Below are 21631 nucleotides of genomic sequence, written 5' to 3' on the forward strand. Positions count from 1 at the left end.
AGCAGGCGAATCCTCAACATGCTGGCCGCCCGCCGCTCGTCGGTACCTCCACGAGCTGGTGGACAGCGTGATCGTAGGCCGTCGCGGTGTACTCGCCGGCGATCCGGCCCTCACGCAACACAAGGATCCGATGGGCGAGCGCTCGCGCTTCCTCATGATCAGCCGAGACCAGCAAGATCCCCGTCCCCGCGGCGGCCGCGTCGAGAATGATCGCCCGGACAGCGCGGGCCGCCCGCAGATCGAGGCCTTGAGTCGGGGCGTGCAGCACCGCGACCGCGGGTGCGGAGTCCAGCTCGCGGCCGACGACCAGCTTCTGCGCGTTGCCGCCCGACAGGGCGCCCGCCGGTAGCTCAGGATCGGGCGGGCGAACGTCGTACCGAGTAAGCAGTGCGCGCGCGAAGGCGGTTACCTCGTCGGTACGGAGCATCCCGAAACGGGTGAAACGCGGCTCTTTGAGCCGCGCCAGCACCGCAGACCACCGCACCGGCAAGGCCGACAAGAGTACGCGGTCACGGTTCTCGGGGACGTAGGCTACTTGCCCGGTCGTCGTGCGGGTTCCGCGCGCGGGGACGATAACGCCTGCGGCGACCTCCGCCAGCGCGCGCTGCCCGCTGCCTGCAGTGCCGATGACCGCGACGACCTCGCCTGCGCGGACGTCCATGTTCACGTCGCGGATCGGTGCCAGGTCGTCAGTCGTCGCCGCTATGTCCCGCAAGTTCAGTACGGTGGCGGCACCGGGAAGGGCCCGCGCGGGCTGTGCGGGCGGGTCCGGGGGCAGTTCGCCGACCATCGCGCGTGCCAGCTCGGCGTCGCTGACCCCTGCGACCGGTCCGGTCCACGCCACCTCTCCGTGGGACAGGACGGTGGCGACGTCGGCCACGGCGCGGACCTCGCTGAGCCGGTGGGTGATCAGCATGACGGTCATTCCCGCCTCGGCGAACCTTCTCAGCCGGCCGTACAGCCCACGGATCTCGGTGGCGTCCAGCACTGAGGTCGGCTCGTCCAGCAAGAGGATCCGCGCTCCTTGGGCAGCGGCCAGGACCAGCTCACCGAGTTGCTGCTGCGCTCGTCCCATCCGGCGTACCGGGGTGCCGACTTCGACCATGACGCCGATGGAGGCCGCCGCCTCCTCGAGCACCGCGCGCAGCCGACGGTGCCGGAGGACGGCCTCAGGCCGGGTTAGAGCCAAGTTCTGCGCCAGCGTGAGCTCGGCGATGAGGCTGCCGTTCTGGGGAATTAGCCCAATTCCGCTTCGGATCGACGCGGCGCGGGAACGGAAATCGACCGGGACACCGTCGAGCTCGACGGTGCCGCTGTCGGGTTGGTCGAGGCCGGCCAGGATCCGGATCGCGGTCGACTTGCCCGCGCCGTTTTCCCCCAGCACGGCGTGGACCTGTCCTGGTTCGAATCGCAGGTCAACCTCGTGCAGCGCCTGGACGATCCCGAACCTGCGGGAGACGCGGCTGAGTGAGAGTGCGGCGGTCACGACCCGATCTTGATCTTCCCGTCGGCGAGCTGCTGCGCCAAGTCCGCTGCACGGGCCTGGAGGTCATCGGGAAGCGCCGGCGTGGCCTCGACTTTGGTGATCGTGTCCAGCACCAGCGAATGGTTCGCGATGGTGGACACAGAGGTTTGGCCGCCGAACTTGCCCGTCTTGAGGCGGTCCAGCACGGCGCGCAGGATCGGCAGCATGTCCAGCCGGGCGCGTCCGACATTAACCTTCTTCGCGGCGTCGCTGGTGGCCGAGCTCATTCCGACGGTCGCGACGTTGCGCGCGGCCGCGGCAGCTGCGACGCCAGGCGAGTAGCCCTCGCTGTTGGTGGCGATCAGGTGGGCGCCGGCGCCGAGCTGGGCCACGGTGGCCTGGTTGGCTGCTTGCGCGTCTTCCCAGCTGCCGGTGTAGACGGGCGCGCGGACCTCGGCACCGGGGTTCACAGCGTGCACCCCAAGCTCGAAGCCGTGCCACTTCCGCTTCTGCGAGGGCAGAGCCTGGCCGTCCACGACGCCGATAGGCGTGAGCCTGGTCTGCCCGGCGATCCAGCCCAGCAGGTAGCCGAACTCCTCCGCGGAGTAGTTCCAGGTCTCGACGTTCGGTGTCGTCTTCTGCTTGTCGGTCGCGTCGCCGGTCACCATGAACTTCGTCTTCGGGAACTCCCCGGCGACCTGGTACAGCGAGTCCGCGAAGGTGGCCGACCAGCCGATCACGAGGTCGTAGCCATCAGCCGCGAACTGGCGGACGATCGGTTCAGCGTCTCGCGCGGTGGCAACCGACTCACGAATCTGGCCGGATATCTGCCCTTCGTCCTGCAACGCACGCACGGCTGAGGCGCCGGCCTGGTTGAACCCGCCATCGTTTTGGATGCCTCCGAGGATAATCGCCACTCGGATGATGCCTGGGCCGGTTGCCGGGTCCGTCGCCGACGTGCAGCTTGCCGTCGCCGCGCCTGCAAGAACCGCCACCGTCATGGCGGCCACCAGTTTGCTTCGCATTCGCTTCTCCCCACCTTCAGTCGCGGCGCCCCGTGCCGCCGACAGCATTTATTCTATAGAGCTTCGGCGCAGGGCCGAGCCCTCGACGACAAGCAGTCCCGCCCTATACGCCATTCGCCCGCTATCCGGGCATCACCTGCTCGCTCGGCGTTGAGAGCAGCCGCTCGGCCCGAACTTCGGCAATGGAGGAACGCACCCTCTCGGTCAGCTCGGAGAATTCGTCAAGATGCATCGGCCTGTCGTGATCGAAAACGTCGGCGACCCCCTCGCGACGAATTTGTGCCAGGTCGTACAGCGCGTCGATGAAGTCCCGCATGCCCCGCAGCAGCAGCTCGTTGCCCATCACCGCTTGCGACTGCTCGTCACCGAAGAAGAAGGCCGGGCTGACGTCGAAAAATGAGGCCAGCGCTTCGATTTTGTCCCTCGCAGGTCCATACGGGACCCGGTCGCACAACAGTTGACTCACGTACGACGCCGAACAACTCCGGCCGGTCCTGCCACGAATGTAGCTGGCGATCTCCTCTAGGCTGGGAGGTTTCCCGGCCCGATTTCGCTGTGCGAAAAGGTAACGTTGATGGGCGACACGCTGACCGAATGTGCCGGACGGATCACCTCGCGCTTCGAGCTCGTCGGGGGTCCTTCCAAACAACGAAAGAATTGCCGCCAAACGCTCCTCAGACGGATACTTGGTTGTCGCGCCGGGAGTAAATAGGCGTTCGATGGTTCCCTCTCCGCAGCGTCGTCCAGTCACCCTCGTGACATGCTCAGCGATCTGCGCGTACGTGTAAATCTGATTATTCAGCCCGCGATGCGTAAATCGCAGATAACGTAGCTTTTCGAAGAAGGTGCCATTGGGATCACCCCTGTCCACCGGTCCCACCTGGCTCATCTCCCGCCGTCGCGCGTGCAGTCCCCCCAGGACGCGCCGCGTTCCCGCCCCCGGTAACAAGCTGTGTCACGGCGGGTACGCCTGGCTACCACGTCCGAGGTGAACCTTAACTGAATCCGCGTTCGCAGAGAAGACCGCTTCACGCTTCCGCCAGCGAACGGGCTCGACACATCGGCGCTGACCTGCGGATTCTTGACGGTCCGAGGTGACCGGCCATCCGCCGCGTACCCCAGGAAAGTTTCACAGAAGGACGAAACAGCAGATCCATCCGCATCTCGCCCGTCTCACCTATGCTCGGCTGGCCCGAGGTTAACAGTGTCGATGGTTTCACCCAGAGCCGTGTCCAGAGCCATCGGCGTGAGGGCGTCGGCGCTGGTCAGAAGCCTGCGGGAGACAGGCGCTGGCCGGGAAGGGGTGAGAGCCGACGACCTCGTTGACACGAGGTTCGCTCAGGCATCCATTGCGGATGCGTGCGACGCGGTCATCGGCTTCAAGATTCATCGGTGCCCCAGCAGCGCCGGAGACGTTCGTGATCAGGGGGAGATTCACATGGCTCACGCCACGGCCGACCCAGAGGTCGATGTCGGCAGCCGCGGCGCAGGCACTGCCAGCGACGGCGCCGTCCAGCCGCTGGTACGACCGGCGGAGATGAAGAGCTTCGTGGGCCGCACCGACCTCCTCAACGAGATCAAGCAGCGGCTGTCCTCGACGCAGCTCCTGACGCTGACCGGCCCCGGCGGAGTCGGAAAAACCAGGCTTCTGTTGCGTTTGGAGAAGGAGCTTGCTGCCGCCGGCACCTACCGGGATGGCGTGGTCGCGGTCTGGCTCGAGAAGGTCAAGCCGGTCGACGACCACCTGGAGTCGGCGCTGGCGACCGCGCTCGGCATTTTGAACAACTCTACCAAGAAGCATCCCCTCGCGCGCCTGCTCGAGCATCTACGACACCGGGAGATGCTTCTGCTGCTGGACAACTGTGAACACCTCCTCGGTGAGGACCAGATTCCCCGCCTGCTCCGAACCCTGCTGCCGAACGCCGAGGGACTGCAGGTTGTCGCCACAAGCCGGGACCTGCTCGGCGTTGAGGGCGAGAAGGTGGTGCACGTGCCTCCGCTGCACGTCGCGGAGTTGTCCGCGCAGGCAGGCGTGGTCGATCGGAACGTGCACGAAGCCCTCGCGCTGTTCCTCGATCGAGCGGACGCCCGCGGCTACCCAATCGACCCGGCTGACTACCCGGTCGCTGCGCGGTTGTGCGGGGTTCTGGACGGGCTACCCCTGGCGATCGAACTCGCGGCCGGCGCGCTGGGCGCGATGTCGGTGAGCGAGATGGTTGCCTCCCCACCCCCGGATCTGCTGAACATGCTGGTCGATGGATCAGCCGAGCAGCGTCACCACCGCAAGCTGCACTCCACCATCGCCTGGTCCTACGGTCTTCTGGAACAGCCGGAACAGCGGATGTGGGCGTTGTGCAGCGTTTTCGAAGGAAGTTTCGACGCGACCGCTGCGGCAGCGATCTGCCGAGACCGCGGCATCGACGAGATCGACGTTCGTCCGCTGCTGGGTGCGCTAGTCCGCAAGTCCGTCCTGGTCCGGGAGCCACACCGCGGCCGGACCAGGTTCAGCATGCTGGGAACGATCCGCAGCTTCGGCAAGGACCTGCTGACCGAAGCGGAAGCAGCCGGGCTGCGCGATGCGCACGCTGACTACTTCGAGGCATGGACGGGACGGGTAGCCGAAACCTGGTTCGGCCCGAACGAGGACGAGTTGCTGGACGACCTCGACGCGGAACAGCCCAACTCGTGGGCGGCGCAGGAACACCTGCTCTCCGCGCCGGACACCGCGCTCCGCGGGCTCATACTGCCGGTCAGCGTCGTCGGAACTCGGTACTTCTTTCTGGCCGGCAACCTCAATACCGGCCGCAAGATGCTGGACCTCGGCTTGAAGGCGCATCCTGAAGAGCCGACCTTGCTGCAGGTTGCGGCCCTGTCGTTGGCCGTGCACACCGCGCTCTGCCAGGGCGATCAGGAGCGGGCGGCGCCACTGCTCGCCGCCGCGGAAGCCGCCGCGCACCAGCTGGACTGTTTCGACTCCTACGGCCCCATCCTCTACGCGCGGGCGACAAGCCTGTGGCTCACTGCGTCGGGCACTGTGCAAAATGGTGAGTCACTGGCGTTGTTCCAGAGCGCGATGGACGCGTTTCAAGCCGAAGGAAGTTTCGGTTTTCGGTGGATGGCGTGGCTTTTTCGCGTGATGGACGCCGGCTTCGCCGGCGAACGCGACATCGCGATCGCGGAAAGCGAGGCCCTGCTGGCCGAAGCGCGCGCCGCAGGAGCGAAGTGGTGCATCTCGTGGGCCCTGTGGGCCTGCGCGCTGGTGGAGATGCGGTTCGGTGATCCCTGGAAGGCGCTCTCACTGGCGCAGCAGGCTCTCCGGATTCAGGACGACATCGGCGACAAGTGGGGTTGGGTCTGGACCGTGTGGTTGATCGCTCTGATCGCGATCCTGCTCGGCTTCCACGAGCTCGGCGGTGAGGTTCTTGGCGCCACGATGACGGCCCAGGAGGATACGGAGGTATCTCTGCCTGGCCTACTCCCCTGGTTGCGGCTGCAGACGTCCATCACGGCAATGGCACGCCGGCAGCTCGGTGACGCGAGATGGGAATCGCAGCTCGAGATCGGGAAGCCACGGGGCCGGGGGCTGCAGGCCAGGAAAGCTCTGCTCAAGTTGGTGACGGACGATTTCCCCGCAGCCCCTCCAGCCGCGCCGGACGTACGCCCCGGAGGCCTGACGGAACGGGAGTACGAGATCGTCGAGCTGGTCGCCACCGGCCGGACGAACCGCGAGATCGGCGAGGAGCTGAAGCTCAGCCGCCGGACCATCGACAGTCACGTGCAGCGGATCTTCAGAAGGTTGAATCTGGGTTCGCGAGTCGAGGTCACCAGGTGGTTCGTCGCGCAGGCGAGCCCCGCCCGGCACACCTAGTGGTGGCCCCGGGCCTGTGCGCCGCGCGACCGCGACGCACGGGCCTAGCCGGCGAGCGTCAACTTCGCCCGGAGAACAACTACCCGGACATCGTCGATCAACTTCTGCCATCGCCGAGGCGCGAGATGGACCGGCAGCGCGAGGTAGCCGTTCATGATCGCACTGTGCTTGCGGCGCAGCCGGCGCTCGCCGACAGCCAGACGTGCACTCGGGAACTGGTTCGTCAGGGCACCCAGAACGATCTCCAGCTCCATGCGGCCGAGCGACGCGCCGAGACAGTGGTGAATTCCGTGGCCGAAGCTCAGGTGCGCCCGGGCGTCGCCCCGATGCACGTCGAACACGTCGGCGTCGGAGAACCGACGGTGATCACGGTTGGCAGCCTGTAGGGACACCAGCACGACCTCCCCCGCGGGGATTCGCACGCCACCGACCTCCATATCCTCGTCGGTGTAACGGAAAGTCGCATTCCGCACTGCGGAGTCATAGCGCATCGACTCCTCGACTGCATTGGAAACCAAGGCGGGCCGCTGGGCCAGCAGCCGCCACCGCCGCGAGTCTTGCAGCAGCCATCGCACGGCATTGCCGATGGCGTTGGTCGTCGTCTCGTGGCCAGCGACGAAAATGAGGAACAGCGTGGCCATCAGCTCGGCCTCGTCAAGCCGGTCCTCGCGGTCGGCGACCTGGATAAGAGCCGACAGCAGATCATCCTCCGGGGTTTGGCGCTTGGCCGCGATCAGCTCTTCGAAGAAGGCCTCAAGGGCCTTCGAGGCAGGTATGGTCTGGTCGGGGTGATCCTCCATCATCGCCTCGGTCCACTCGCGTAGCGAGTCGCGCTCGTGCAGAGGCACTCCGAGCAGTTCGCAGATGACGGTCAGCGGGAGCTGGAACGCGATCCGGTCGATCAGGTCCGCCGGCCGGTCCAGCGGCAGCTCGGCCAGCATCTCCGCGGTCAGTTGCTCGACCCGCGGACGAAGCCCCTCCACGCGTCCGCGAGTGAAGCCTGCAGCCAGAAGGCGCCGAAGCCGGGCGTGTTCGGGGTCGTTCTGGAAGAGCATGTGGCCGGAGAACATGTTCGACAGCGATGGGTCGAGGCCGGCGCGGATGAGCTGGTCCTCGATCACGGCTTTCAGCCCGTCGATCGACTTGCTCAGGCGCGGGTCGGCCAGTGCGGATCGGGCCTCGTCGTAGCGGCAGATGACCCAGACCTGCAGCCCGTTGGCCAGAACACCTCGGTGCACGGCGGCCTTGTCGCGCAGGGCATCCCCGATAGCGAGGGACCTGTCCCAGAAGTCGTCACTGAACAAGCGCTCCGTCGTCGACGTACGCGCCTGGAACAGCGCAGCGAGACGATGCGGTTGGAACGACTTCAACGCGTTGATGATGCGTGTACCCACGGTTCGGGGCTCCCCTTCAGGCGACAATCTGTTCGACACGCGCTTAGACGGGTCAGAACCAGAATCCGTGAACGTGCACGTCTTCACTATCGGCAAACACACGCAACTTGCGGGAAATCAGTACCTAACGATCCACGCCGGGTTACCTAAGCCACGCGAAACGGCTACCTAATCACGGGTTACCGTCGGCGCAAGAAGGAGCCTTCCAGACTTCGCGATTAATCGCAAATGGGTAATTCGAACGACGATCTCGGTGAATCGAAACGCAATTATTTCCGAACATGCAAGATGCACCAACCATCTCGCGCCCACCGGCAGACCTCGAGGCATCAACAGCCTGATCAGTACATACTACCCAGAGTAGTTAGCTAGGTATGGCCTGGGCGCCCACGCGCGTGATCTCACTTAAGCTATTCGTGGGAATGACAAAAACTGGACACAAAACTTCACTGCCCGCATTGACGCATCCCCCCTCTGCTCTATTGTTGCTGCATCGACTGGGCACGGTTCGAACCTCGGTTCAGCGCCGGAACCAGGCACCATCGCATCGAGTACTTCCCCGGCGCAGGGGTCTGGGGAAGTACTCGAATCGAAGCACTTGGCGATCGAGCACGAGGGGCAGCGGCATGGGGCGCGTGCACGGCGAGACCTGACCCATTACGGGCATCTGGTCACCCGCGCTGCGCAGCACCACCACAACGCATTTATTGCACCCTTCGTGCGCATGGCCCCGTCGGCCGGAGCCAGACCGGAGAGGGGGCGCGCGCAGGCAGCGAGGAGGAACGATCGCCGCCTGCGCGCCGGCCAGCACACCACTGCTGGTCTGAGGGAGACGACGGCCCGCGGGCCGTGTCGCCCGTGCTCGGACACCAGGAGCACGACGGCGCGCCGGCCGAAGTCGCTCGGAAACGGGGAGGGAAAGGAATGTCAGCGCACCGTCAACTGGTGTGGAAACACACCAGAGCCGGTCTTGTGTTGCGAGCAGGACATCGAGCACGTCAAGTGCCCGGGCCGATCGGCGAGTGGCTGATCGGCCCCGGCGGACTGGGCCTCACCACCGACGCCGGACGGGACGTGCTCCGACTGGAGGCCCGCTTGCGGGCTACCGCCGCGGCGCTTCAGGCCAGCAGTCAGAACGCCGAGGAGGCGGTCGCCGCCGCCCGCGACGCCGTGAGGAGAACTGCGCAGCCGGGCCGATGCAAGAACCGTCGGGACGGTCGCCTGGCCACCGGTCGGCTGAGGCAGGCCATCCTTAGCCACTCCGACAAGATCGCGGCTCAGCAGGACGCGCAGGCACTCGTTGACATATTGCGCGGGTTCGTGATCGCTCTCGGCCCTGAGGACGGCGAACTGCGTGGGGCAGCCGACGGCTGGAGCCGCTCCCCCGCCGCCCCGGCCAGCATCGTCGGGTTCGCCGACGAGAACACGTTTCTCGCCGCCGACAGCCGGCGCGGCGCCACGTCCGCGTGGGGCGGGACTGTGATCGGCGGTGTCGAGGAGTTCGGACACTTCTGGCGCCGCGACGGCGACGACGACCCGGAGGCCGAGAACTGGGATCAAGCCGGTCCGTGGTCACTGGGTTACATCGAGCAGACGACCGAGATATACGCAGCGCGTCGGGTTGGGGGCCAGCCCCATGAGGTGTGGCTGCTCGGCTCCGGATTTGCGAAGCGTCGCGCGTTCGCTCTGCTCGGCCGGGTCGCTGCCCGTATGAGGGAGCCGAACTCGGTGATTCTGGCGGCCGGCGTCGTCCAAGCCGCCAGGGGAGCACGCCCTACCCGCCAGTGCGTCGCGTTGCGGGTCGCACCGCCGGCCACCTCGAACCCCGACAACGCCGCTGTCCCGCTCGCCCAGCTCGGCGGCGAGGAGATGGCATGACTGTCCACATCAGTTTCCCCCATCACACCGAAGGTCCTCGTGATCGGGAACCGGCACTGGCTCGGGGGCTGGCGCTGCCCACCGACCGCCGCGCCAGCGAGTTGAGCCCAGCAGCGGCCGTCACACAAATGCTGGCGGATCCTCGTTGGCTGCATCCGAAGCCCGACATCGCTGCCGAAGTCTTGCGAGTGGAGGCAGAGCTCCGCGCTCTCGAACGACGTCTCACGGCCAAGGTCGACCAGGCGGCCCGTGCGCTCGCGACTCAGCGCGAGCGTTTGAGGACCCCTCGTGCAGCATGGTTCGCACGTGGAAAGGCTGCGCACGCAGCCCTCCAGGCGGCGGCGGACGTCCACGCGCGCACCACCGCCATGAGGACGGAAGTCGTCACCTACCAGGAGCTCCTCCGGTCGTTCGTCATCGCGCTCGCACCGCACGAACGCCTGCTGGCGGAGGCCGCCGCAGGGTGGTCGCGCAGCTCTGCAGTGCCAGCGGAGGTATCGGTATTTCGCGACGCGGCCTACTTCCTCGCCGACTCTCGACGTGCAGCAGGTTCGGGCCGCGGGCCGGATGCGATCGAGGGCAGGGCATTCGGAACGCGTTGGCGGCGCGACGACGATGACCCGGTCGACCAACCCCTCGCCCGGCGCGGATGCTGGACCGTCGGCCACATCGGAGCTACGCAGGAGATCTATGCCGTCCGGCGCAGCCACGAGCAGACGGCTGAGGTCTGGCTACTCGGCCGCGGATTCACCGCGCCCCAAGCGCGTGAGCTGCTTCAGCCGCTGATCACGCGCATGCAGGAACCGAACTCGCTGATCTTGGCGGCGGCGGCCATCGCGCATCGCTCCCGCGACGGTGATCCTCGGAGTCTGCGGTGACTAACCGAACGCACAGCGCTCCGCGTGTCACGGCCGTCGCGGCAGCCGTCGCCGTCGCAGCGCTGGCCGGCTGCTCGAGCCCTCCGAGCCCCGCGCTCCCATCCGGCGCCTCGCCACCGCCAGGCACCGCCCTGGAACAGCCCCAACCGGATCGCGCGGGACCGCGAGTCCAGGTGGATGGCGTGGTGACGTGGCGGACCGCGCACATCGGATGCGCAGAAATGGTCACGGCGAACAACCAGCATCTGCGCCTTATCGGCCAGGTGGCTACCGACCACGAACGAGCAACACTCGGGGCTGGACCTCGCAGTGAACGCCTGCGCGTCACCGGCTTTGTCCCGCAACGCGACAAAGTCGGTGCCACCGTGTGCGGCTCGGGCATCCCATTTGTTTTGGAGAGAATAGAACAGCGCTGACGTTCAAAAAACGCGTTCACGCACTTTCCTAGACCTGGTGCACCCAAGCGACACCAGGGACTTCGCCATGCCCGAAATAACGCACAATTTGTTTCTCGAAAGTCCACAACAACATCGGTTGACATCGAACCCGAACCTTGGGCACAGTGAAGTCGAGTTGAGAAAACGCAGCTCACAGAGCCAGCAGGGGAACGTTGGCGATCACCAGGTGCAGAAGCGCTCGCGAGCCGATCGATTCACCGTGCTCAACACAGGTTCGTTGCACGAGTTCTATCCAACGCACGTAGCTAACTGGTTCCGCAATAGCACTGCGAACACGCCTGGTGAATTCCGAAAGAAACCGAGTAGGGGCTACGACACATGGCATTACGACCATCTCGCGCGGCAAGTGCGATCGCCGGATGCGCGGCACTGGCCGGGATCGCGGCTGCGACACCGGCCACCGCAGCGAACAACCAGGCCGGGCCCGGCGACCGCGTGGCGGTCACCGGCAGCACCCCGGCCTGGGCGACCCCAGCCGCCAAGCTCGGCGGCGTCGACACCCACATGACGCGCCACGTCCAGGTGGCCTTGGCGCTGAGGGACGAGGCCGGTGCCGAAGCTCTGGCCAAGGCCGTCAGCACGCCCGGATCACCGCAGTTCCGCCACACGCTGTCCGCAGCCGAGTTCACCAACCGCTTCGCCGCGACCCAGGACACCGTCGACCAGGTCACCACCTGGCTGCGCCAGCAGGGGCTGGCTGTCGCCGGCGTCACCAGCAACCGGCACTTCATCGAGGCGAGCGCCGACACGACGACGCTTGAGCGAGCCTTCGGGACCACCCTCGCGAAGTTCAGGCACACCCTCAAGGGAGGCCAGACCGCCGCCCTGGTCGCGCCGGAGCGGCCGATCACCCTGCCGAGGTCACTGCGCGCGGCGGTGACCAGCGTGCTCGGCCTCGACGACTCCGAGAAGACCATCACCCCGCAGCGCATCGCCCAGCCGACTCCGGCGGCCGCGGCCGAGGCCGGCACCAGCTGCGCGACCTCATGGGGCCAGACCAACAACACCGCCGTGCCGCAGGTCTACGGCGACGGGGCGCAGAGCAACTTGGTCTGCGGCTACCACACCTCCCAGACCCGCGGAATCTACGGCCTGACCGCGGCCAACACCGGCGCCGGCACCAGCATCGGCATCGTCGGTGCCTACAACGGCGCGACGACGCTGGCCGACGCGAACCGAGCCGCCGCGCACTTCGGCTCCCCGGCCCTGGCCGCGGGCCAGTACTCCGTCGCGCTGCCCAGCGGCGGATTCAACAACGACCCGTCCTGCGAGCCGGACTCCTGGGCCGGCGAGCAAGCCCTCGACGTGCAGGCGTCGCACACCATCGCCCCGGCCGCGACGATCCGGTACTACGCGGCCAAGGACTGCTTCAGCCTGTACACCGCGCTGAACTCCGCGGTCTCCGAGAACAAGGTCAGTGTCGTTTCCAACAGCTGGGGCTACAACGGCGGCGAGAGCACCGTGCCCGCCGCGACCCGCCAGCAGGTCGACGCGATCGGTGTGCAGGCCGCGATCCAGGGCCAGAGCATCGTCGTGTCCTCCGGCGACGCCGGCGACAACTCCGGCGTCGCGGGCAAGCCCAGCCCCGCCTTCCCCGCGTCCAACCCGTGGGTGACCGCGGTGGGTGGGACGTCGGTCGCGGTCGACGGCTCCGGTCGCAAGCTGTTCGACACCGGCTGGACCTCCACCGCGCTGGTGCAGTCCGGCAACACCTTCGTCCCGTCTCAGGACAAGGACGGGCCGTTCGCCGGCGGCGCCGGCGGCGGCGTGTCGTCGATCTTCGACCGGCCCGACTACCAGGCCGGCAAGGTGCCCGCGGGGACGAAGCGCATGGTCCCCGATCTGTCGGCGCTGGCGGACGCCTACACCGGCTTCGCGGTCGGGCAGACCGTGCCGGGACAGGGCTACGTCGAGTACGGCTCGGGCGGCACGAGCCTCGCGGCGCCGCTGATCGCGGGCCTGACGGCCAACTCCGCCCAGGCCGCCAACTCCGACCGTCTCGGGTTCTTGAACCCGGCGATCTACGACTTGGCGGGCAGCTCGGCCATCGCCGACGTCACCCCGCACAAGCGTGGCGTCTGGACGCCCGTGGTCTTCGGCTACGGCGGCGTGGCGGTCCCGTCGGCGCGGGGCTCGTACTTCATCGACTTCGACGCCAAGCCCCAGACGCTGCAGAGCGGCCCCGGCTGGGACGCAGTGACCGGCGTCGGCACGCCGAATGCCGGGTTCGTGGCAGCTCTCGGCAAGTAGCACCGGCACGTGTGGTGGCGGCACCGCCGCCTCGGGGGACGCGCGGCGTCGCCACCACACCTCGAAACCCCCCTACAGCAAAGGAAGGAGGAGGAATGGACAGCGCGGACGACGGCCGGGCCACGCAGCCGGATCCGAACGCGGCCGAGCCGGACGCCTCACCGGGCCCGACTACCCCTTCGGGAGCCAGCGGCACTACGGAGCCGCTCTCCGGTGCAAGGAACCGCCGACGCGGTCTGATCCTCGCCGCCTACGGGCTGGCCGTCGTTCTCGCTCTGGGCAGCCTGACAGCCGCATTGACCGGCACGCAGGCCGGTCAAGCCAGCGAAAGCCCGACCATAACGACGCCGTCCGTCGATGGGTCCGCCGACGAGAACGAGCTCGTGGTAGCGCCGCAACTGGTTACCGCCCAGGACCTGGCGAAACTGCCGGTAGCCGACACCTTCGCCACCGTCGCAGGAGCTCCCCTCGACCCGGCACCTGCCGCACGCACCGCGGGCAAGATCGCGCACCCGTCGACAACGATCGCCATCTACGCCACGCCAGGCGGCCGGCCGATCGCGGCGCTGCCAGCTCAGCAGCGCTTCGCCGACCTGGCGACCGAGACGAATGTCCCGATCGTCGCCGAGCAGCCCGGCTGGGCACAGATCTTGCTTCCCAGCCGGCCCAACAGCTCCACTGGGTGGATCTATCTCGACGACCCCGCTGTCACCACCGAGCACAGCCGATTCCGCATCGACGTCGACCGAAAAACCTTCACCCTGGACCTGTACCGCGACGACGCTCCGATCGGCCACTGGACCATCGGCGTCGGCAAGGCCGGTGCAGTCACACCCCCGGGACGAACCTTCATCCTCGCGTCCATCTTGGACAACGGCCCGAAGCCGTTCAGCCCGATCGTAATGCCGCTAGGCACCCACTCCGCAACTCACCTCACTTTCGGCGCCGGCCCCGGCACCGTCGGCGTCCACACCTGGCCCACCGACAACGTGTACGGCCGGGCCTCCTCAGACGGATGCGTCCGCGTTCCCCGCGACGCACTCGACGTGATCTCCAAGACCGTGCCTCCGGGCAGCGTCGTCGAGATCGCGTGAACACCTCAACCCACTCACCTTAGGGGGGACCACGTGGTCCGCACCATCGAACGACGCGCCACCCAGCGGGCGCTGACCGCCGCCGGCCTGGGCGGCATCCTCGCCGCCGGAATCGTCGGCATCTCCTTGAGCACGCCGGCGTCACCGGCCGCGGCCGCCTCGGGGTCGACCGCGTTCGGCGTCCGCGCCTCGAACACGGTCAACCTCAGCGCCGACTCCGGCTCCCTGTCCAACCCGACGGTTTCCGCCACCGGCATCTCCACGGAGACCGGAGCCGGGTACGCCAAGGCCTCGGTCAGCAGTCTCACCGTCGGCGGCAAGGCAGTCGGATCGGTCTCCGCCAGCTGCAAGCAAGGAGTCACCACCGTTTCCCACAGCGGCGGCGACCAGGACACGCCGTTCTTCCACGTCCACTTCGGAAAGTCCGGTGGTCCCAGCGCCACCGGCGTCACGGTCACGATCACCGACAAGAGCGGCAAAGTCTCGGAAACCGTCCGCGCTGCCGGAGTTTCCTGCGACAAGGCCAGCACACAGCCGCCGACCGGCGAGCCGCCGACCAGCAAGCCCGCCCCGCCGACGGGCCGGCCCACTGGCGTCCCGACGGGCGCGCCGACCAGCAAGCCCGGCAAGCATCCGACCGCCACCACGAAGCCGAAGACCGCGAAGACCCCGGACAAGGACGCGACTCCGGTCACGCCGAAGCCGGGCCACCTCGCGGTCACCGGCTGATCCCAGCGCGGGGCCGGGTCCGGCTTCCCCACCCGGCCCCGCGCAACCCAGCCCGGCTTCGTACCCGCCGAACCCTCGACGACAAGGAGTACCCATGCACGCCGCACGATCGAGCACCACCAGCCCGGCCCCGTGTTCGCCGCGTCGGTTCGCCTCGATCGACGACCAGCTCGGCCCGCGCAACCAACGCTTCTTCGGCAGTGGCTTCAAACGCGTCACCCACCAGATCACCGAGGCAACCCTCGACTCGGACGTCAACCAGCTGCTCGCCCGGGCGCACCTCAGCTACCCCAGCGACTGGTCGGCGAAATCCACCACCGCCCAGCTGACCCCGCACCTGAGCACCTTGGACGCCGCGGTGCTGGCCGCGCAGCTCGCCGAGCTGCACCTGACGACGACCCACGGACTCGACGAACAGGAACGCCGCGCCCTGTGGATCCGACGACTGAGCATCAAGGCCGGCGCGGCACCGCAGGAACGGCTCGACGACGTCGCCCTCTCGGCTCGGTGCACCGCAACCGAGCAGCGTTCGGGCACGACGGTATCGCGTCTGGAAGGCCACGTCGGTGCACTGGCCACCGTGTGCGAGGTCGTTGACGATCACAGCCGCCCACGTCGGACCAGCTCCCCCGAAACGATCGACGTGGGTGACGCGCTCGGCGAACCAACCCGGCGCTACTTCGGCCGCGGATACCAGCAGCGCGACTACGACCTGCAGGACGTCGTCGTCGCCGACGACTTCACGGCCGTCTCCGCCACCACCCGGATCTCCGGCGAAGCAATCCACCCGGACGGCATGACCGGCAAGTACCAACCCGCCATCACGTTCATCGACGGCATGATCGTGCTGGCCCAACTCGCACAGAGCCTGCTGTACGCACTTGACGACATCGACCGCGCGGCCAGCAATACCTTGTGGATGCGCCGCGTCGACGTCTCCGGGCCGCCGCCGCACCAGCGGCTCGGCGCGCCCTTCCGCTCGGCCACTTCCATCGTCCGCACAGGGATCGTCGACTTCGCCGGCGGCCGTTGGCGAACCTCGGAGTGGCGAGCTCAGTTCAGCGGTCTGCGGTTCGACTATCGGCTGGCTCACGAGCTCCCGGGACTGCGGGAGGGCCGATGACCACGCGACCGGCGGTTCGGCATGGCGACATCCTCATCGTCGCCGAAGGCGCAGCCCGGCTCAGCTGGGCGCGCACCAGCGTCGCGACGTGGCGCCCCATCGGCCTGTGGCCCAGCCGCGACGAGCAGGCCGCCATCGCCGCTCACGTCGACGCCGGCGCGCCACTGCTGGTGGTGCTCGCGGAGATGCCGACGATCGTGCCGATCCTGCCCGAGGAGCTGATCGACGCACCGCAGGACCTGGTCAAGCTGGCCGAGTTCACCGGGTACGTCGGCGAACTGGAGATCCCGTTCCTCGGCTGGCTCCCGCCGCAGCTGCGCGCCCGCGGCCGGCAGTTCTTCGAGGGCAGCAGAGCCATGTTGACGGCCACTCCCCGCGAGTTGCGCTCTCCACTGCTGTTGGAGACACCACCGGCCAGCGACCTCGCCCACGTCCGGTTCGCGCGCTGGCTGCGCTCCGGTCATCCACCCGTCGACGACCTCATCCCCGCCGCCGACCGCATCTTCTTCGGAGGGCCCTCATGACCACCGCTGGCACCGGCACCACCGTCCTACGCCTGGCGATCTCGGGCACTTACTCCACCGGCAAGAGCACCACGACCGAGGCGCTGTCGATCGCCACCGGAATTCCCCGAACGCACGCCAAGACATCCCGCGAAATCCTCATGGACGTCGTGCCCGGCAAACAGGTCCAGGAGCTCTCGGCGATGGAGCTGATCAAGCTCGGGCTCCGACGGTTCGAAGAACGCGTCGCGAACGAATCGCTGCCCGGGTCATTCATCAGCGACGGCTCCGTCGTGCATGAGTGGGTGTACGGCGAAGCGCGGATGCGGGTCGGGATCAACCCCGGTGCCAGCTGGGGACTGCGGACGCTCAAGAAGGCATCCGGGTTCCGGGTCCGCCGGTTCTACCAGCAGTACATGGACATCTACGGGGACCTGACGAAGGCCCGCGCCCGCCGCCTCTACGACGCCTACATCCATCTCCCGGTTGAGTTCCCGATGCACGTCGACGGCCACCGCCCCGTGTCGGAGGAGTTTCGGCTGCTGTCCGACAAACTGCTGCTGCGCACGCTGGACGAACTCGGCCTGCCGTACTACGTCGTCCGCGGCAGCATCGCTGACCGGGTCGCGCGAATCGTGGAGCTGTTCGACCTCCCCCTGGCCGTCCCGATCCCCGACGCCATCGACCAGGCGCAGGACCGGGTCCGCGCGGCCACCGACGTCCTCGATGCCGACGCCCGCCTTCACCACGCCCGCCGCCACAAATCGCTCGCCCGCCGCGTCAGGTACGCGCTGCGGTACTGACCCAAACCTCCTCCGCGGCACGACCGCATCCCCCACCAGACGCATTTCCCCTACCTCCGAAAGGAAAACCATGTCGACCGACCTCAATCTGCGCGTTCAGACTCCCGGCTTCCCCCCGTACGCTCTCGGCGCGCAAAACCAGCAGCTGGCACCGCTGGTGCACTCCGGCGTCGTGAATCCCAGGGGCCTCACGTGCGGCTTGGTGAAAATGAACGGCGGACACCACGCGGTCGCGCACATCCACGAGCACACGCCCATCTTGGTTTTTGTCCACACCGGAATGATCGCTTCACTGGTCGGCGACGACATGAAGCCGTACCTGCACGCGCCCGGCTCGGTGCTGTGGATCGCACCCGGCATCGTGCATCTCGGCGTCAACCTCGATCCCGTCGACGCAGCCGAGCTGCTCGAGGCGCGAACCGACGAGGCTTTCAACGAGGACGTCGTGGGACGGCCGGATCTCGATGAACTCGCGGCCGAGCGTGCCACAGACCTGCAACGTCGCTACGCCCGCGGTGACTTCGACGACCAGCTGATGGCCCCGAGCGTGCACATCGTGGACCAGTAAGAGCTATGGACATTATCCCGGATGAACCGACCTCTGCTCCGGAGGCCAGTCAACGAAGCGAGTCAGCCCCAGCCGAGCAGAGCGTCAGGCCAAGCGAGACCGCGTCCCGTGCACAGGAAACTCGCTGGGGGCGCAAGTCTCCGATACCAGCCGCGCATCGGTCCGGCCGCTACCATGCTCGACACCGCACGCTTGCCGATCGTGCCGGGCGTGACGGTATCCTCGCTGCCCTCGCGTGGCGGCTGCCCTGGGCACGTGTCGGTCTGCTGGGGGCCGGCACCCTCTCGATGGGCGTGGGCATCGCGCTGCTGGTCACCAGCCGGCTGGGCATGGTGCCGATGGATACCCTGCACCTGGCCGTCGCCCACACACTCGGCTGGACACTCGGCAGCGGCATTCTCCTGTGCCAGGCGGTTCTGCTGGGCACGTTCATCCCGCTGCGGCTGCGACCGGGCCTCGGCACTGTCTTCGGTCTCGTGGTGCCCGCGGTCACCGCGGACGCCGTCTTGGCCGCACTGCCGCCCCTGACCAACATCGTCGCTCGCCTCATCTTCTTCGCCGCAGGCGGCATCATCTTCAGCGCCGGTGTCGCGACCTACTTGGCCGCCGACCTCGGCCCGCTGCCACGAGACGGACTCATGCTTGTGCTGGCTGGCGACCGGTCCGCAACCGGCCGCAGCGGTCGCCGGCTCGCACTGGTCCGCATCGGCATCGACGTCGTTTTCGTCGGGACCGCCACGGCCATCCTCGGACCGGCCGACGCCGTGCGAACCGGCATCGCCGCTCCCGGCACAGCCGTGTTGGCCCTGGCCAGCGGCCCGCTGATCGCCCTGGCGTTGCGGTACGTCACACGGCTCCGCGGAGTTGGCCGCCCCGGTTCGCCGCCACGGCGCCACCGGCCGCCGATGACGCTCGCCCGCCACGTGCAGCGGCTTGCCTACATCGGATTCCAGCATGGACAGGGATCGCAGGCTCTGCAGGTCCACTTCGTCCAGGCCTACATCCGCATCCTCGCCGAGAACGACGTCCCGCACGTGCCGCAGACGCGAGAGGAACTCGCCGCACGTGCCGCGCGCCTGCAGCCGCCTTCGGGCCACCTCAACGTCGAGGATGACCAACTGGTCCGCGCACAGTTCACGTTCTGGGCCTACAACACCTGGGACGTCGTGGCCGCTGTCTACCACGACAAGCCGAGCCTGCTACCCAACCGCGCGATTCTCGACGAGCGCGCGGCCAACGTCGGCGGGACCGCGGACATGACCAGCTTCACTGATGCTGAGATGACGGCGCTGGCCGAGGCCTTCGCGACCTACCACAGCACGCCCGCAGCGCAGCTGAGCGCTTCCCAGGTCATCGACCTGCACCTGGTCCCGGCGCTCATCGAGGTCGAGCTCGGCTTCCAGGGAACCAGCGATCGCTGGCCACAACGCCCCCGAACCGACGGCGGAGACGTCCACGAAAGCCGCCTGCTCACCCACTGCCACACAGCGCTGGAGCGCCACCGCCAAGGCCGCGCGCGCGTGACCGACCAGATCTACCACCGCATGTGTCACCGCCTCGACGCCCTGACCGCGGCTCCGCCGGCAAACGATCCCCTCGCATCCCGCTACGAGGAGTTGATCGCGGCCTACAACCGCAACCACCCAGGGGAGCGGGCACCCCGGCTGCACGTTCCCCTCGCCGAGTTCGCCGCCACCGCCACGAGCGGAGGAGGCCGATGACCAGCGCGCAAATTCTGCAGCTCACCGGCTCGATCCTCTTGCTGATCGCGTTCCTGCTCGCCCAGAGCTCCTCGATCGCGACGACGTCGCCCAGTTACCTGATCTTGAACTGGGTCGGCTCTGGGCTGCTCGCGGGAGGGCTCGCCCTGGCCATGCAGATCGGAGTCGTCCTCGAGGTCATCTGGTCTGCCGCTTCGTTGATCAGCCTCGTACGTCTTCTCGCGCCTCCCTGCCGGGAGGCCCACCGCCACCAGTTTTCACCGCAAGGCACCACCAACACCGAAAGGGAAACGCCATGTTGAACAACACCAAGAAGATGGCCGCCGGCACCCTGCTGCTGACCGCCGCGCTCGGAGGCGGCTCGGCGCTGCTGACCACGGCGACGGCGGGCGCCGCAGAGCAGCCGAGCAACCGCGAACTGACCGTGTTCGCCGAGGGGACCCGGATCAACGTCACCGACCCCGCCAATCGCGAACTCGGAATCTCCGCGGACGGCGTCCGGATCTGGTGGGCGACACCGGGTACCCGCGAGGGCAGCGTCGGCCCCGACGGAACCCGAATCTGGTTCTGACTCCGGCGTACCGCAGCTCACGCATCGCTATCCCGCGGTTGGTGGGCAGGTACGTCACCTGCCCACCAACCGCACGGCGGCGCTGTGTCGTCCGGGCCCGTGGTCCACACGACCCAGCCGCCGTCACGCTCCACCGAACTTGGCACCAGGAGAACCGCATGTCCACTTTGGCCGCAGAACTGCCTGTTACAACGCCCTGGGCTCCGAAACCGCTGCGGGTTTACGCTGTGGGGACGGCGCCGGCGGGCACCGGGGATGATCCCCTCTCGACGATGCAGTGGCACCTGGATCACCGCCACGGCACGCGTTTGTCGGCGCTGCCCTTCGACGCCGATTCCGGCTGGGTCATAGGTTGGCTCAACGCCCGAGCGGAGGTGCCCGGCCTCGTACAGGTGCGCGCCGGGTCCAGTCGTGATTACGACGACATGCCGTACTACGCGGTCGCCGACGGTCATCGCCTGACTGTCGCCGACCTGGCGCTGGGACGCCCCCAGCTGACCGAAGAGGCGTTTCGCGTGAAGGAGCGCCTCGTAGGCGATGCCATCCCGTCTCGGCTTCAGGTGAGCATCCCGAACGCCCTGGATCTTGCGTTCTTCGTATCCGGCTCGGCGGAGGCGTCGGCGGAGTGGATGCCGGAGATGCAGGCGATGGTCGCCGGCGAAGTCCGCGAAATCGCCGACCGCTGGAGCGACGGCGTCGTGTTCCAGCTCGAGTCTGTGACGATCCTGCTGGCCTACGCCAGGACTCCGCGCGAGGACTGGCCGCTGCTGACCCGGGAGCTGGCCACGCAAGTTGCTGGGCTCGTGGCCGCCGCGCCGAATTCCGAGTGGGTGCTTCACTTGTGCTACGGCGACATCGGACACCAGCCACTGATCGTGCCGACTGACCTCTCCACCGCCGTCGAGTTCCTCAACGCACTGGCCGAACTGCTGGCCGAACTCGGCATCGCGATGCCGACGGTGCACCTTCCCGTTACCTGCGGCGATGCTGCGCCACCCACCGATTCGCAGTTCTACGCCGCACTGAGGGACTTGCGACGGGGCGTCGCTGTGATGGCGGGAGTGGTGGCCGAGTCGTATCCGGACCAGACCCGAACGGCGCTCGGCCTTGTCGTCGACGCGCTGGCAGGGCCCGTGGAGGGGGTCGGTGCCGGCTGCGGACACGGGCGCCGCACGAACGCCGCCGCCGCGGCGAACACCGCGCTCGCCGCGAATCTCGTACACGCCTGGACCGCCTCGGCGAGCCGGTAGGCCGCCGACCACGAGCGGGAAGACCGCTCATCCCGCACGGTCGCATGCCGCGA

General features: G+C 67.7%; 19 protein-coding genes. 15 read left to right on the plus strand and 4 right to left on the minus strand.

All coding sequences use genetic code 11. The features are described 5' to 3' along the window. Positions 1 to 13 precede the first annotated feature (13 nt). The 3 genes from ACIA5G_RS39775 to ACIA5G_RS39785 form a co-directional block, all read right to left on the minus strand. Positions 14 to 1486, minus strand: a complete 1473-nt coding sequence (locus tag ACIA5G_RS39775) for an ATP-binding cassette domain-containing protein (RefSeq protein WP_395932970.1) — start codon at positions 1484 to 1486, stop codon at positions 14 to 16. Continuing rightward, a complete protein-coding gene (locus tag ACIA5G_RS39780; RefSeq protein ID WP_395932972.1) occupies positions 1483 to 2490 on the minus strand; it encodes a BMP family ABC transporter substrate-binding protein in 1008 nt (335 codons plus the stop codon). Before ACIA5G_RS39780 ends, ACIA5G_RS39775 begins: the two co-directional genes overlap by 4 nt. A 121-nt stretch (positions 2491 to 2611) precedes the next feature. After that, the gene (locus tag ACIA5G_RS39785; RefSeq protein WP_395932974.1) at positions 2612 to 3361 is read right to left on the minus strand and encodes a hypothetical protein; all 750 of its coding nucleotides are present in this window, start codon (positions 3359 to 3361) and stop codon (positions 2612 to 2614) included. A gap of 567 nt (positions 3362 to 3928) precedes the next feature. Here ACIA5G_RS39785 and ACIA5G_RS39790 point away from each other — a divergent pair. Then, the gene (locus tag ACIA5G_RS39790; RefSeq protein ID WP_395932976.1) at positions 3929 to 6358 is read left to right on the plus strand and encodes an ATP-binding protein; all 2430 of its coding nucleotides are present in this window, start codon (positions 3929 to 3931) and stop codon (positions 6356 to 6358) included. A gap of 44 nt (positions 6359 to 6402) precedes the next feature. On the opposite strand, the gene ACIA5G_RS39795 is transcribed toward ACIA5G_RS39790, so the two are convergent. After that, positions 6403 to 7752: a cytochrome P450 gene (locus ACIA5G_RS39795; RefSeq protein WP_395932978.1), complete on the minus strand. Its 1350-nt coding sequence runs from the start codon at positions 7750 to 7752 to the stop codon at positions 6403 to 6405. A gap of 1002 nt (positions 7753 to 8754) precedes the next feature. Here ACIA5G_RS39795 and ACIA5G_RS39800 point away from each other — a divergent pair. From ACIA5G_RS39800 to ACIA5G_RS39865, 14 genes are all read left to right on the plus strand, one after another. Next, positions 8755 to 9630, plus strand: coding sequence for a hypothetical protein (locus ACIA5G_RS39800; protein ID WP_395932980.1), 876 nt, complete (start codon positions 8755 to 8757; stop codon positions 9628 to 9630). Next, positions 9627 to 10508, plus strand: a complete 882-nt coding sequence (locus ACIA5G_RS39805) for a hypothetical protein (RefSeq protein ID WP_395932982.1) — start codon at positions 9627 to 9629, stop codon at positions 10506 to 10508. The genes ACIA5G_RS39800 and ACIA5G_RS39805 overlap by 4 nt, the downstream gene beginning before the upstream one ends. Before the next feature lie 182 nt (positions 10509 to 10690). Further along, positions 10691 to 10924 (plus strand): hypothetical protein, encoded by a 234-nt coding sequence (locus tag ACIA5G_RS39810; RefSeq protein ID WP_395932984.1) that lies wholly within the window; start codon positions 10691 to 10693, stop codon positions 10922 to 10924. Between the two features lie 360 nt (positions 10925 to 11284). Beyond that, positions 11285 to 13216 carry a protease pro-enzyme activation domain-containing protein gene (locus ACIA5G_RS39815; protein WP_395932986.1) on the plus strand — a complete coding sequence of 644 codons (1932 nt, stop codon included), beginning with the start codon at positions 11285 to 11287 and terminating at the stop codon, positions 13214 to 13216. Between the two features lie 95 nt (positions 13217 to 13311). Beyond that, positions 13312 to 14310 (plus strand): L,D-transpeptidase, encoded by a 999-nt coding sequence (locus ACIA5G_RS39820; RefSeq protein WP_395932988.1) that lies wholly within the window; start codon positions 13312 to 13314, stop codon positions 14308 to 14310. Positions 14311 to 14343: 33 nt separating this feature from the next. Then, positions 14344 to 15039: a hypothetical protein gene (locus tag ACIA5G_RS39825; RefSeq protein WP_395932990.1), complete on the plus strand. Its 696-nt coding sequence runs from the start codon at positions 14344 to 14346 to the stop codon at positions 15037 to 15039. A gap of 94 nt (positions 15040 to 15133) precedes the next feature. Continuing rightward, entirely contained in the window at positions 15134 to 16162 is a 1029-nt protein-coding gene (locus tag ACIA5G_RS39830; RefSeq protein WP_395932992.1) for an AvrD family protein, read from the plus strand. Then, complete coding sequence (locus ACIA5G_RS39835; RefSeq protein ID WP_395932994.1) at positions 16159 to 16686, plus strand: hypothetical protein; 528 nt, start codon at positions 16159 to 16161, stop codon at positions 16684 to 16686. The genes ACIA5G_RS39830 and ACIA5G_RS39835 overlap by 4 nt, the downstream gene beginning before the upstream one ends. Then, positions 16683 to 17468 carry an AAA family ATPase gene (locus tag ACIA5G_RS39840; protein ID WP_395932996.1) on the plus strand — a complete coding sequence of 262 codons (786 nt, stop codon included), beginning with the start codon at positions 16683 to 16685 and terminating at the stop codon, positions 17466 to 17468. Before ACIA5G_RS39835 ends, ACIA5G_RS39840 begins: the two co-directional genes overlap by 4 nt. Before the next feature lie 70 nt (positions 17469 to 17538). Then, the gene (locus tag ACIA5G_RS39845) at positions 17539 to 18036 is read left to right on the plus strand and encodes a hypothetical protein (RefSeq protein ID WP_395932998.1); all 498 of its coding nucleotides are present in this window, start codon (positions 17539 to 17541) and stop codon (positions 18034 to 18036) included. A 293-nt stretch (positions 18037 to 18329) separates the two neighbouring features. Next, positions 18330 to 19757 carry a YitT family protein gene (locus ACIA5G_RS39850; protein ID WP_395933000.1) on the plus strand — a complete coding sequence of 476 codons (1428 nt, stop codon included), beginning with the start codon at positions 18330 to 18332 and terminating at the stop codon, positions 19755 to 19757. After that, positions 19754 to 20059: a hypothetical protein gene (locus ACIA5G_RS39855; RefSeq protein WP_395933002.1), complete on the plus strand. Its 306-nt coding sequence runs from the start codon at positions 19754 to 19756 to the stop codon at positions 20057 to 20059. Before ACIA5G_RS39850 ends, ACIA5G_RS39855 begins: the two co-directional genes overlap by 4 nt. Continuing rightward, positions 20053 to 20328: a hypothetical protein gene (locus ACIA5G_RS39860; RefSeq protein ID WP_395933004.1), complete on the plus strand. Its 276-nt coding sequence runs from the start codon at positions 20053 to 20055 to the stop codon at positions 20326 to 20328. The genes ACIA5G_RS39855 and ACIA5G_RS39860 overlap by 7 nt, the downstream gene beginning before the upstream one ends. A 158-nt stretch (positions 20329 to 20486) precedes the next feature. After that, positions 20487 to 21578 carry a hypothetical protein gene (locus tag ACIA5G_RS39865; protein WP_395933006.1) on the plus strand — a complete coding sequence of 364 codons (1092 nt, stop codon included), beginning with the start codon at positions 20487 to 20489 and terminating at the stop codon, positions 21576 to 21578. The last annotated feature ends 53 nt before the right edge of the window (positions 21579 to 21631 follow it).

This window comes from Amycolatopsis sp. NPDC051758 (assembly GCF_044453095.1).
Taxonomy (GTDB): domain Bacteria; phylum Actinomycetota; class Actinomycetes; order Mycobacteriales; family Pseudonocardiaceae; genus Amycolatopsis.